This is a genomic window from Acuticoccus kandeliae, assembly GCF_003073115.1.
In genome coordinates, this window is record NZ_QBBV01000001.1 from 2,597,493 (window position 1) to 2,609,157 (window position 11,665).

Genomic DNA, 11,665 nt, shown 5'->3' on the forward strand with positions numbered 1-11,665 from the left:
TCCTCCTCTGGGCCTACCAAAATGTCGGGCGTGGAGGAAAGCGTCAGAGGTGGCAGGCGACCCGATGGAAGGCCGGACCTTCAAGCATCGGGTCGACATGATCGCAGGGCGCGAACGCCTTCGGGCAGCGCGGGTGGAAGCGGCACCCGGAGGGCACGTTGATCGGGTCCGGCGTCGCGGTGCCGAGGCCGAGCTCGGGAAGGCCGGTCTCGCCGTCGGCGGCGATGTCGAGCACCGATTCGCGCAGCGCCGCCGTGTAGGGATGGCGCGGCGCCTCGAACACGGCCGAGACCGCTCCTTCCTCCACCACGCGGCCGAGATAGAGGACGGCGACGGTGTCGGCGACGTGCTCCACCACCGCGAGATTGTGGCTGATGAAGAGCATCGCGACGCCCGTGTCGCGCCTCAGATCCGCGAGGAGGTTCAGGATCTGCGCCTGGACCGACACGTCGAGCGCGGAAGTCGGCTCGTCGCACACGAGAAGCTTCGGCTGGATCGCGAGGGCGCGGGCGATCGCAACGCGCTGGCGCTGGCCGCCGGAGAGTTCGCGCGGCCGCGCGCTCGCGGTGCGCGCCGGAAGCCCCACCTGGTCGATGAGGGTCGCGACGCGGCTCCTGCGGCTCGCCTTGTCGCCGATGCGGTGGACGGAGAGCGGCAGGCCGATGATCTCGGCAACGCTGTGGGAGGGGTTCAGCGAGGAGAAAGGGTCCTGGAAGACCGGCTGCACGTCGCGCGCAATGGTGCGCCGCGCATAGGCGGAGAGCGGCTTGCCGCCGAGCAGGATCTCGCCCGATGTCGGCGCTTCGAGGCCGATCGCGAGGCGGGCGAGGGTGGACTTGCCCGACCCGCTCTCGCCGACGAGGCCGAGGACACCACCCTCGGGGATCGAAAGGTCGACGCCCGCGAGCGCGTGGAGAGTGCGCTTCGGCACAAGCGGCCCGCTCGACACGTCGTAGGTCTTGTGGAGGCCCCGCACCTCGAGGATCGGCGGCGTCATTGTGCGGCCTCGCCGATGGGGTTGAAGCAGCGCACTTGGCGCATCCCGTCCCCTTCGAGGCGGGGCATCGTCTCGCGGCAGCGGGGGAGGGTGCGCGTGCAGCGCTCGGCGAAGGCGCACGCCTCCGGCGGATCGATCAGCGAGGGCACGGTGCCGGGGATCGTGGAGAGGCGCCGCCCGTCGCGATGGGCGGGGTCTGGCTTCGGCAGGCTGTCGAGGAGGCCGCGCGTGTAGGGATGGCGCGGATGGTTGAGGATCTCGGCCGTCGGCCCCGCTTCCACCACCTGCCCGGCATACATCACCGCCACGCGGTCGGCGATGTGGGAGACGACGCCGAGATCGTGGGTGATGAGGATCAGCCCCATGTCGAAATCGTCCGTCAGCGACTGGATGAGCTTCAGGAGCTGCATCTGGATCGTGACGTCGAGCGCGGTCGTCGGCTCGTCGGCGATGAGGAGGGTCGGCGAACACATCAGCGCCATCGCGATCATGACGCGCTGACGCAGTCCCCCGGAGAGCTGGTGCGGATATTGGTTGAGCCGCACCTCCGCGTTGGAGATGCCGACGCGGGCGAGAAGCTCGGCCGCCCGCGCCCGCGCCTCGCGCGCGCTCCCGCCCTTGTGGCGGCGGTAGACGGCCGTCAGCTGATCGCCGATGCGGAAGGTCGGGTTCAGCGCCGTCATCGGCTCCTGGAAGATCATCCCGACGCGCGCGCCGCGCAGCCGCGCGACGCCCTTCTTGCCGGCGGCGAGGATGTCCTCCCCCTCGAAGGCGTAGCGGTCCGCGCCGAGGCTCGCCCCCTGCGGCAGGAGGCCGAGGAGGCTCAGCGCCGTCATCGACTTGCCGCAGCCCGATTCGCCGACGATGCCGAGCGTCTCGCCGCGCGCCAGCGTGATGTCGACCCCGCGCACCGCCGAAAGCGGCCCGCCCTCGGTCGGCAGCGTGGCGGTCAGTCCCTCGACCGCGAGAAGCGCGCTCATCGCCGGACCCCGCGCGTCACGTCCCTCAGCCCGTCGCCCGCGAGGTTGATCGCGATGGTGAGGACGAAGAGGCAGACCCCCGGCAGCGTGATGAGCCAGGGGTCGAAGAACATGAAATTCTTCGCCTCCGACAGCATCAGCCCCCAGGACGGGAGCGGCGCCTGCACGCCGAGGCCGAGGAAGGAGAGGGCCGCCTCCAGGAGGATCGCGTTCGCAAGCTCCACCGTCGCGACGACGATGAGGGCGGGGGCGATGTTGGGCAGGATCTCGCGCAGGAGGATGTGCGGCAGCGAGCAGCCGAGCGCCTCGGCCGAGCGCACATATTCGGCGGAGCGGACCTGCTGCGTCGCGCTCCGGGCGACGACCGCGAACTGGTCCCAGATGAGGAAGCCGATCACCAGGATGACGGTGGTGAGGGAGCCCCCGGCGATCGCGACCACCGCGAGCGCGATGAGGATGACCGGCATCGAGAGGCGCGTCGTGATGATGAAGGAGATGAACGCGTCGACCTTCCCGCCAAAATAGCCCGCGATGAGGCCGAGCGTGATGCCGATGACGCTTGAGATCGCGACGGCGAAGAGGCCGATCACCAGCGAGATGCGCGCGCCGTAGAGGAGGCGGGTGAGATAGTCCCGGCCGAGCTGGTCGGTGCCGAGCGGATGGCCCGCGACTGTGCCCTCATCCCAGAAGGGCGGCTTCAGGCGGGCTTTGATGTCCGGCGCGTAGGGACTGTAGTCGGTGAGCCAGGGGGCGAGGATCGCGAGGAGCACGAAGAAGAGGATGATCGTCCCGCCGATCAGGATGCCGCGATGGGCAAGGAGGGCGCTGAGCGGCAGGGCGCGGGAGCGGGCGCGCGGGGCGGCGGTCGAGACGCTCATGCCGCGATCCTCACGCGCGGGTCCATCCAGGCATTGAGGAGGTCCGCGAGGAGGGTGAGGACGATATAGGCGAGCGAGACGAGGAGCACGATCGCCTGGATCACCGGCATGTCGGAGCGCGTCATCGACTGCCAGGCGAGGTAGCCGATCCCTTGGATCGCGAAGACGCTCTCGATGATGATCGAGCCGCCGAGCATGAAGCCGAACTGGACGGCGGTGAGCGAGACGACCGGCAGGAGCGCGTTGCGCAGGCCCCAGCGGAAGAGGATCGAGCGCTCGGAGAGCCCCATCGCGCGGTGCGTGCGCACATAGTCGGAGGCGAGCACGTCGAGCATCCCGGCGCGGGTGAGGCGCATGAGGGCGGGCATCGCGAACGAGCCGAGCGCGATCGTCGGCATCACGAAATGGGCGAGGCTGTCGCTCCCGGAGATCGGTAGCCATCGGAGCTGCACGCCGAAGAGGAGGATGAGGAGGAGCCCGGCCCAGAAATTCGGGATCGCCTGCCCCGTCACCGCCAGCGTGAGGGCGATGCGGTCGATGATGGAGTTGGGCTTCATAGCCGCCAGCACGCCGAGCGGGATCGACAGGAGGAGGGCGAAGGAGATCGACAGCACCGCGAGGAGTGACGTCGCGGGAAGGCGCTCGGCGATGAGGTCGATGACCGGGCGCTTGGTCAGATAGGACGTGCCGAGATCGAGCGTCACGAGACGGCCGAGATAGTCGCCATATTGCACGATAAGCGGCCGGTCGAAGCCGTAGAGGTCGCGGATCGCGGCGATGTCCTCGTCGGTCGCGCTGTCGCCGGCGACCGCGAGGGCCGGGTCGATCGCGACGTGGGAGAGGATGAAGGTCACCACGGACACGGCGAGCGCGACCGCGATCGCGACGCACAGGCGACGGAAGAGAAAGGCTGCCATCGTCAGCTCGCAGTCATTGTCAGCTCGCGGTCAATGCGGGGGGCGGGCCGGGCGGCAAAGGCGGCCGGGCCCTGACTGTTAGACTCATTCGCGCGTGAAGGAAATCGATCCCAGAAACGGTCGCACCTTCGGCGCCAGAGGGTCGCAGAGGCCGCCCCGTCCGCCGAATCTGGCGAAGGGGGCGGCCGGGCGCGTTACTTCCAGGAGGTGAGGAAGAAGCGGGGCAGCTCGTCGACGTGCGGCGTGAAGTCGAGATTGTCCTTGTAGGCGTAGCCCATGACGATGGTGTGCATCGGCACCCAGTAGGCCTTCTCGGAGATGATGCGGATCGCGTCGGCGAAGGCGGCCTTGCGCTCGTCCTCGTCCACGGTGGAGTTCGCCTTCTCGAGGAGGGCGATCACCTCTTCATCGCGCGCGCCGTCATTGGTGCTGGCGTTGAAGAAGTTGCCGATCGAGGCTGAGGAATCGGCGATCGAGAAGGAACCCCAGTCGCCATACCAGAGCGGCACCTGGCCTTCGCGCCAGGCCGAGAACGAGGCGCGGGCCTGGAGCATCTCGAGGTTCACGTTGATGCCGACGGCGGCGAGATAGGCCTGCACCGCCTCCGAACGCGCGCGGTCGCGATAGGCGCTCATGTCGACGGTGAAGCCGTCGGCATAGCCGGCCTCGGCGAGGAGGGCCTTCGCCTTCTCCGGGTCGTACTCGTAGACCACCGCCGCGCTCTCGTCGCAGCCGAACTGCATCGGGTAGCAGGGCACGTTGATGACCGCGCCGTCGCCGCCGACGAGGCTCTCCACGATCGCCTCACGGTCGATCGCGTGGTTCACGGCCTTGCGCACGCGCTCGTCCTGGAACGGGTTCTCGCCGGTGCGGCCGGCGGCGTCCATCGCGATCATCGCGATGCGCATGGTGTTGCCGAGCTCGGCGGTGAGGCCGGGGAAGCCGTTGATCTGCTCGATCTGGTCGGCCGGGACGTTCCAGGTCCAGTCGATGCCGCCGCCGAGAAGCTCGGCGATGCGGGTGGCGTCGTCCGGGATCGAGCGCACGATGATCGTGCCGATCGACGGAGTGCCCTTGCCGCCGCCGGTGAAATAGTCGGCGTTCGCTTCCAGCGTGTAGGTGCCGTCCGCCGCGTTCGCGAGCTTGTAGGGGCCGGTGCCGATCGGCGTCTGGCCGAACGCGTCCGCGCCCATCGCCTCGAAGGCGTCGGAGGGGTAGATCGGGAGCGAGCCGGCGACGAATTCGAGCGCGGCCGGGAACGGCTCCTTGGAGGTGATGCGCACGGTCAGATCGTCGAGAGCCTCGACCCCTTCGATCCACGACACGGACGCCTGCGAGCGGGCGCCGGCGGCGGGGTCGGAGAAGTGGTTGAGGGTGAAGGCGACGTCCTCTGCCGTCAGCGGCGAGCCGTCATGGAAGACGACGCCGTCGCGCAGCTTGAACTCGTAGGTGCGGTCGCTGACGCGGCGCCATTCGGCGGCGAGCAGCGGCTCGTACTCGAAGGTCTCCGGGTTGCGGTAGATGAGCGTGTCGAAGAGATGGCGCGTCATCACCACGCCGTCGCGCGAGGTGGAGATGTAGCCGTCGAAGCTCGGCAGCTCTTCGCCGAGGGCGATCGTGAGGGTGTTGTCCTCGGGCCCGGCGAGCGCCGGGGCGGCCGCCGCGAGCGTGGCCGCGAGGCTCACGGAGAGAAGAAGCGTCCTCATGACGATGATGTCCTCCAGGATCTCTAGTGTGACGAAGTTGCGGGAGCGGCGTCGGGGGCCGCCGTGTCGGGTCGGCGTGTGCCGGCGGGTGGGCGAAGCTGGCGTACGGCCGGCAGGTCGTTGAGGTTCGCGGTGACGGGACCGGGCGCGCAGGCGACGAGGATCGCCTTCGCCATCCCCTGGTAGGCCCCGCGAAAATGGACCGAGCTCTTCACCGCGAGGATGGGAAGGTCCGCGGGTTCGAGGCCGAGATGCCGGATGAGGGCGGGCTCCGAGGCCTGCATCCGGCGCGGGGCGACGATCACGCTCACCCCCTCGCGGGTGAGGAGCGCGACGGGGCCGAGATTGATCACCGTGCCGCCATACATCGGCCCGACGCCGGTGAAGGGACCGTCCGCGAGGGCGGAGACCGTCCAGGGGCCCGGCACCGGCGCGCCCGTCTCGGGAAGGGCGCGGCCGCCGATGGCGACGTCGATCACCGCCCCGAGCCCCGCCGCGTGCGCCGCCTCCACCGCCGCCGGATCGGCGATATGGACGAGCACGGCGCCCGCCGCACCGCCCGCGATCAGCGCTTCGAGGAGCCCGGTGGTGTCGCCCGGCCCGCCGCCGCCCGGATTGTCCTGCGTGTCGGCGATCACGACCGGGCCGGCGCCGGGCCCCGCGGCAAGGGCGATCGCCTCGGCGACGGCGCCGGCGGCGTCCGGGAGCGGACCGTCGAAATCTCCCTCCAGCGAGCGCCAGAGCGCGTCCATCCGCGCGGCCGCCGCGTCGGCAGTGGCGGCGTCCGGGTGCTGGGCGATCATGAGGGGGCCGGCGCAGGCGATGTCGGCGAGGGGGAAGCCGAACATCTGCGCGATGAAGAGGTCGGGATCCGCCGCCATCATTGCCTCCGCCGCCTCGATGACGGTCGCGCCCGGATGGGCGAGCGTCGCCTGAAAGGTGAGCGAGACCTGGAAGGGCGGGCGGCGGGTGCGGATCGCGGGCGCGGGCGTGCCGCCGATATGGGCGAGGAGGCGCGCCATCGCCCGCTCCCCGGTCTGGTACATGTCGACGTGCGGATAGGTCCGGTACGCCTCGATGAGCGTCGCGTGGTCGAAGAAGGCGTCGCTGAGATTGCCGTGGAGGTCGAGCGCGACGGCGATGGGGATGTCCGCCCCGATGCGGGCCCTGAGGCGCGAAAGGATCTCCGCCTCGGCGTCCTCGTGGCTCTCGGTGGTCATCGCGCCGTGAAGTTCGGCGAACACGCCGTCGAGCGGCGCCTCCGCGTGCGCGGCGGCGACCCCGTCCACGATGATCTCGACGAGACGGTCGAAGGCGGCATCCTCGACCGTGCCGCTCGGCAGCGCGATCGCCCAGAAGACCGGCGCGATGTCGACACCCGCGCGCGCGGCCTCGGCGAGCGCGCCGGTGGAGGCGATGCGGCTCCCGGCGAGCCCGGCCGGAACGTCCGCCCCGATGCTCATCTTCGGCCAGCCGCCGGGGGTGAGGAAATCGTCCCACCCCGTCAGCGTCGGAAGAAAGGTGTTGGTCTCGTGCTGGAGACCGAAGAGCGCCACGCGGGTCATCGCATCAATTCTCTAGGGCGAGAGCTGGGCGCTGGAACGGGACGGCCGCCTCGAACGCGGCGGAGGCCCTGAGGACGAGATCGTCGCGGAAGGGCGCGCCGACGATCTGGAGGCCGATCGGCAGGCCCGGCGCCTCGCGCGAATCCTCGTCGGTGAGCGCGCACACGATGCTCGCCGCCGGCTGCTGCGTCATGTTGAAGGCGAAGGTGTAGGGCGCCCACACCTCGCCGTGCATTTCGTACCAGTGCCGGTCGGTCGGGGCCTGCTGGATGCCGCTCTTGTGCGGCAGCACCGCCATCGTCGGCGTGATGAGGAGATCGTAACGCTGGTGGAACTCGATCATCGCCCGCTTCAGCCGGGCGCGCACATTGTTCGCCCAGATATAGTCGTTGACCGTGTAGCTGGACGCCATCTCGACGACGCGCGCGACGACCGGATCGAGCTTCGCCTGGTCCTCCTTGGAGAGGCGGCCGACATTGGCGGCGCGGTTGCAGAGGCGAATGATGTCGTAGGCCTCGAAGAGGTCGGGGAGGGCGGGGTCGGCCTCCTCCACCTCCGCGCCGAGCGCGGTGAAGCACGCGGCGGCGTCGTCGCAGGCCTTGGCGACCTCGGCATCGGGCTCGCGCACGCCCATCGTGCGGCTATAGGCGATGCGCAGGCCCTTGAGGCCATCCCCGTGGTGGAAGTGGAGCGCCGGCTCGTAGCGGGGCAGCGCGTCCGGATCGCGCGGGTCGGGACCGGCGATGATGGCGAGCATCGCCGCCGCATCGGTGACGGTCCAGCTCATCGGGCCGACATGGCCGAGGCTTCCCGCCGCGCTCGGCGGATAGGTGGCGACAAGGCCGTAGGTCGGCTTGATGCCGTAGCAGCCGCCGAAGCTCGCCGGCATGCGGATCGAGCCGGCCGCATCGTTCGCGAGCGCCAGAGGGCCGACGCCGGCCGCGAGCTGCGCCGCCGCACCCATCGAGGAGCCCGAGCAGCCATAGCGCGGGTTCCACGCGTTGCGCGTCTCGCCCGTCAGCGGACTGTAGGAGAAGGGCGAGCCGCCGAACTCGGTGGTGGTGGTCTTGGCGAAGAGCACGGCCCCGGCGGCGCGCAGCCGCGCAACGGACGGCGCGTCCTCCTCCCACGGTCCGGCCGGGTCGACCGTCTTCGAGCCGCGCAGGGTGGGCAGATCCTTGGTGAGGATCATGTCCTTCACGCTGACCGGAACGCCATCGAGTGCGCTCAGCGCCGTTCCCTCGCGCCAGCGCGCGCCGGATGCGGCGGCGGCCTCCCCGGCGCGCGCCTCGTCGAAGCGGCAGAAGGGGTTGAGGAGAGGCTGGACGGCGTGCGCGCGCTGGAGCACGGCGCGCAGAACCTCCTCGGGTGTGAAACGGCCACTGGCAAAGCCGGCCGTCATCTCGGCGGCGGATAGGGTCGCGAGATCAGTCATGAAGGCGTGTGCGTCTGCTCGATCTTGGGGGCGCGCCCGCAGGCGGAAGAATCGGGTGCGCGGAAATACAGGCGGTAGAGCATCATTCAACGATCATGCAAGTTGCCGGCCGTCCCCGCCATCCCATGCGGCAATCAAAACCCCGGCGCGGCGAAAGAGTGAGGCGCGCCGCAGGGTTTCGCCGCCAACCTGCGGCCTTTTCCACTTGACGGACGTGTGGCGGGGACGGAACACTGTGGGTTGAAAAAAACAATGTGCCGGCGAATGCGACAACCGCATCGAAATGCGCGGCGCAAGGGGAGGAAACGCTGTGAACCTTAGAAAGACAGTGCGTGGGCTTGCGCCCATCGTTCTCGGCGCCGGGCTTCTGGCGGGGCCGGCGGTCGCGCAGGATCTCACCATCGCGACCTCGGTGCCGAGCCTCGGCTTCCCGTTCTTCGTCCACATGGAAAACCAGCTGAACGCGGAAGCGAAGGAGCTCGGCGGGATCGAAATCCTGAACTATGACGGCCAGAACTCCTCGCCGAAGCAGACCGGCGACATGGAGGCGGCCATCATCCGCGGCGTCGACGGCGTGGTGATCTCCCCGCTCGACAGCGTGGCGATGGCCCCGGCCGTGCGCCAGGTGGTGGAAGCGGGCATCCCCGTCGTCACCATCGACCGCCGGGTCGATGGGGTGGACGGCATCATCTCCCACGTCGGCGCCGACAATGTGAAGGGCGGCGAGGCGCAGGGCGAACTGATCATGCAGCTCTATCCGGACGGAGCGCGCATCATCAATCTCCAGGGCCAGCCGGGCGCGAGCCCCGCGATCGACCGCAACAAGGGCCTCCACAACGTCCTCGACGCGGCGGGCGACAAGTACAAGTTCATCGCCGAGCAGACGGCGAACTTCGCGCGCGAGGAAGGGGCCTCCGTCACCGAGGCGCTGCTCGGCGGTCTCGACACTCCGCCGGACGTGATCGTCGCCGCGAACGACGACATGGCGCTCGGCGCGATGCAGGTTGCGCAGGAGCGCGGGCTCGATGTCGCGATCATCGGCTTCGACGCGCTGCCCGAGGCGCTGGCCGCGATCCGCGACGGCTCGCTGACCGCCACGATCGAGCAGATGCCGGGCGGCCAGAGCCGCAAGGCGATGCAGACCATCGTCGCCTTCATCCGCGACGGGACGAAGCCCGAGCCCCTCGTCCTCCTGACGCCGATCGCGATCACGAAGGACAATCTCGACAAGGCCGAACGCCTCGGCGAGATCGACTGAGGCGCGGCTCCGCCTGCCGCGCGGGCGCCGATGAAGGGCGCGGGGCGATCGATGGCATCGCCCCGGCCTTTTGGCGTGCTCGCGCGCCGCGCGGCTCCCCTCCCGAAGAAGCCGGCCCTCGCGGCCGGCCGTCTGCCGCCTGGCGCGGCCGTTTCACCTGCCAGAGGATTCGATGACAACGCGTGATCTCGGCCGGCCGGGGCTGGACTATGTCGGCATCCTGGCGCGCTTCGCCGCGCCGCTCTTCCTGCTCTTCCTGGTCGTGCTCTTCGCGCTCCTCGAGCCGCGCTTCCTCCACCCGCTGAACCTCATGAACATCCTGCGGCAGGTCTCCATCATGGGCCTCGTCGCGGTGGGGATGACGTTCGTGATCCTGACGGCGGGCATCGACCTTTCCGTCGGCTCGGTCGTGGCGCTCGCCGGCCTCGTCGGCGCCTATGTGGCCAAGGGCGGGCTCGACGACCGGTTCGCGGTCGGCGCGGCGGCGACGGCGGGGAACCCGGTCTTCCTCGCGATCCTCGCGGCGGTCGCGGTCGGGGCGGCCTGCGGCGCGCTCCAGGGGCTCGCCATCACGCGATTGCGGGTGCCGCCCTTCGTCGTGACGCTCGGCGGCCTCACCGCCTTTCGCGGCCTTGCCCTCATCTTCTCCGGCGGCGGCCCGATCAGCGGCTTCTCGCCCTCCTTCGTGTGGTGGGGTCAGGGGCGCATCTACGGCATCCCGGTGCCGGTGATCGTCTTCGCGGCCGTCGCGATGATCGCCCACGTGGTGCTGCGCTACACGCGCTTCGGCCTCCACGTCTACGCAACCGGCGGCAACAACCCGGCGGCGGAGCTGAACGGCGTCGCGGTCCGCCGCACCACCTTCTCGGTCTATGTGATCGTCGGCTTCCTGTCGGGCCTTGCCGCCTTTCTCCTCTCCGCCCGCCTCAACTCGGCCGAGGCCGTCGCCGGGCTGCAGCTCGAGCTCGACGTCATCGCGGCCGTCGTCATCGGCGGCACCTCGCTCTTCGGCGGCGTCGGCTCGATCTTCGGCACGGTCGTCGGCGTCCTTCTCATCGGGGTGTTGCGCAACGGGCTCGTCCTCATGAACGTCTCCTCCTTCGTGCAGCAGATCCTGATCGGTCTGATCCTCGTCCTCGCCGTCGCGGTCGATCAGCGCGCGGCGCTGCGGCGGAGCTGAGGCGATGGATCCGGTTCTCGAACTCCAGGGCGTCAGCAAGCGCTTCGGCGCCATCGAGGCGGTGCGCGACGTGGACTTCGCGCTGCGGCCCGGCGAAGTGGTCGGGCTGATGGGCGACAACGGGGCGGGGAAATCGACGCTCTGCCGCATCATCGCGGGCCGCTTCACGCCCACCACCGGGACGCTGCGCCTCAACGGGCACGAGGTCCACTTCCGTCGCCCGTCCGACGCGCGGGTGGAGGGGGTGGAGATGGTCCACCAGGACCTTGCCCTGTGCGACAATCTCACGGCCGCGCTCAACGTCTTCCTCGGGCGCGAGCTCACCGTCGGGTTCGGCCCGTTCCGCTTTCTCGACCGGCGACGGATGCAGGCGCGCGCGGCCGAACTCTTCGCGGAGCTGAAGTCGGAGACGCGACCGGGCGAACTCGTGAAGCGCATGTCGGGCGGGCAGCGCCAGGCGGTGGCGATCGCGCGCACGCGCCTCTCCGAGCCGAAGGTGGTGCTCCTCGACGAGCCGACCGCCGCGATCAGCGTGCGTCAGGTCGCCGAGGTGCTGGAGCTGATCCGCCGCCTGAAGGATGCCGGCATCGCGGTGATCCTCATCAGCCACCGCGCGCCGGACGTGTTCGCCGTCTGCGACCGCGTCGCGGTGCTGCGGCGCGGGGCGAAGGTCGCCGACAAGCCGGTCGCCGCAACCTCCCCGGAGGAGGTGACGGGCCTCATCACCGGCGCGATCGAGACGGCGTGAC

At 69.9% G+C, this 11,665-nt stretch carries 10 protein-coding genes; 3 read left to right on the forward strand and 7 right to left on the reverse strand.

What is annotated here, in order from left to right; genetic code table 11:
• Positions 1 to 43 precede the first annotated feature (43 nt).
• The 7 genes from DBV35_RS11810 to DBV35_RS11840 form a co-directional block, all read right to left on the reverse strand.
• The gene (locus DBV35_RS11810; RefSeq protein WP_108660316.1) at positions 44 to 997 is read right to left on the reverse strand and encodes an ABC transporter ATP-binding protein; all 954 of its coding nucleotides are present in this window, start codon (positions 995 to 997) and stop codon (positions 44 to 46) included.
• Positions 994 to 1,977, reverse strand: coding sequence for an ABC transporter ATP-binding protein (locus DBV35_RS11815; protein ID WP_108660317.1), 984 nt, complete (start codon positions 1,975 to 1,977; stop codon positions 994 to 996). Before DBV35_RS11815 ends, DBV35_RS11810 begins: the two co-directional genes overlap by 4 nt.
• Positions 1,974 to 2,855 (reverse strand): ABC transporter permease, encoded by an 882-nt coding sequence (locus DBV35_RS11820; protein WP_108660318.1) that lies wholly within the window; start codon positions 2,853 to 2,855, stop codon positions 1,974 to 1,976. The genes DBV35_RS11815 and DBV35_RS11820 overlap by 4 nt, the downstream gene beginning before the upstream one ends.
• Entirely contained in the window at positions 2,852 to 3,772 is a 921-nt protein-coding gene (locus DBV35_RS11825) for an ABC transporter permease (RefSeq protein WP_108660319.1), read from the reverse strand. Before DBV35_RS11825 ends, DBV35_RS11820 begins: the two co-directional genes overlap by 4 nt.
• A gap of 194 nt (positions 3,773 to 3,966) precedes the next feature.
• Positions 3,967 to 5,478, reverse strand: a complete 1,512-nt coding sequence (locus DBV35_RS11830; RefSeq protein WP_108660320.1) for an ABC transporter substrate-binding protein — start codon at positions 5,476 to 5,478, stop codon at positions 3,967 to 3,969.
• A gap of 23 nt (positions 5,479 to 5,501) precedes the next feature.
• On the reverse strand, positions 5,502 to 7,043 hold the full coding sequence (locus tag DBV35_RS11835; protein ID WP_108660321.1) for a M81 family metallopeptidase: 1,542 nt from the start codon (positions 7,041 to 7,043) through the stop codon (positions 5,502 to 5,504).
• Between the two features lie 4 nt (positions 7,044 to 7,047).
• Entirely contained in the window at positions 7,048 to 8,478 is a 1,431-nt protein-coding gene (locus tag DBV35_RS11840; protein WP_108660322.1) for an amidase family protein, read from the reverse strand.
• 328 nt (positions 8,479 to 8,806) lie between these two features.
• Between DBV35_RS11840 and DBV35_RS11845 the strand changes: the two genes are divergently transcribed.
• The 3 genes from DBV35_RS11845 to DBV35_RS11855 all read left to right on the forward strand — a co-directional run bounded on the left by DBV35_RS11845 (position 8,807) and on the right by DBV35_RS11855 (position 11,664).
• Positions 8,807 to 9,736, forward strand: a complete 930-nt coding sequence (locus tag DBV35_RS11845; RefSeq protein ID WP_245943901.1) for a substrate-binding domain-containing protein — start codon at positions 8,807 to 8,809, stop codon at positions 9,734 to 9,736.
• 172 nt (positions 9,737 to 9,908) lie between these two features.
• Entirely contained in the window at positions 9,909 to 10,916 is a 1,008-nt protein-coding gene (locus DBV35_RS11850) for an ABC transporter permease (protein ID WP_108660324.1), read from the forward strand.
• A gap of 4 nt (positions 10,917 to 10,920) precedes the next feature.
• Positions 10,921 to 11,664 (forward strand): ATP-binding cassette domain-containing protein, encoded by a 744-nt coding sequence (locus DBV35_RS11855; RefSeq protein WP_108660325.1) that lies wholly within the window; start codon positions 10,921 to 10,923, stop codon positions 11,662 to 11,664.
• The last annotated feature ends 1 nt before the right edge of the window (position 11,665 follow it).

Coding starts and splice junctions, on each gene's coding strand:
- DBV35_RS11835 (WP_108660321.1), bottom strand. CDS start 7,043: ATGACCCGCGTGGCGCTCTTCGGTCTCCAGCACGAGACCAACACCTTT.
- DBV35_RS11830 (WP_108660320.1), bottom strand. CDS start 5,478: ATGAGGACGCTTCTTCTCTCCGTGAGCCTCGCGGCCACGCTCGCGGCG.
- DBV35_RS11810 (WP_108660316.1), bottom strand. CDS start 997: ATGACGCCGCCGATCCTCGAGGTGCGGGGCCTCCACAAGACCTACGAC.
- DBV35_RS11850 (WP_108660324.1), top strand. CDS start 9,909: ATGACAACGCGTGATCTCGGCCGGCCGGGGCTGGACTATGTCGGCATC.
- DBV35_RS11840 (WP_108660322.1), bottom strand. CDS start 8,478: ATGACTGATCTCGCGACCCTATCCGCCGCCGAGATGACGGCCGGCTTT.
- DBV35_RS11855 (WP_108660325.1), top strand. CDS start 10,921: ATGGATCCGGTTCTCGAACTCCAGGGCGTCAGCAAGCGCTTCGGCGCC.
- DBV35_RS11825 (WP_108660319.1), bottom strand. CDS start 3,772: ATGGCAGCCTTTCTCTTCCGTCGCCTGTGCGTCGCGATCGCGGTCGCG.
- DBV35_RS11815 (WP_108660317.1), bottom strand. CDS start 1,977: ATGAGCGCGCTTCTCGCGGTCGAGGGACTGACCGCCACGCTGCCGACC.
- DBV35_RS11820 (WP_108660318.1), bottom strand. CDS start 2,855: ATGAGCGTCTCGACCGCCGCCCCGCGCGCCCGCTCCCGCGCCCTGCCG.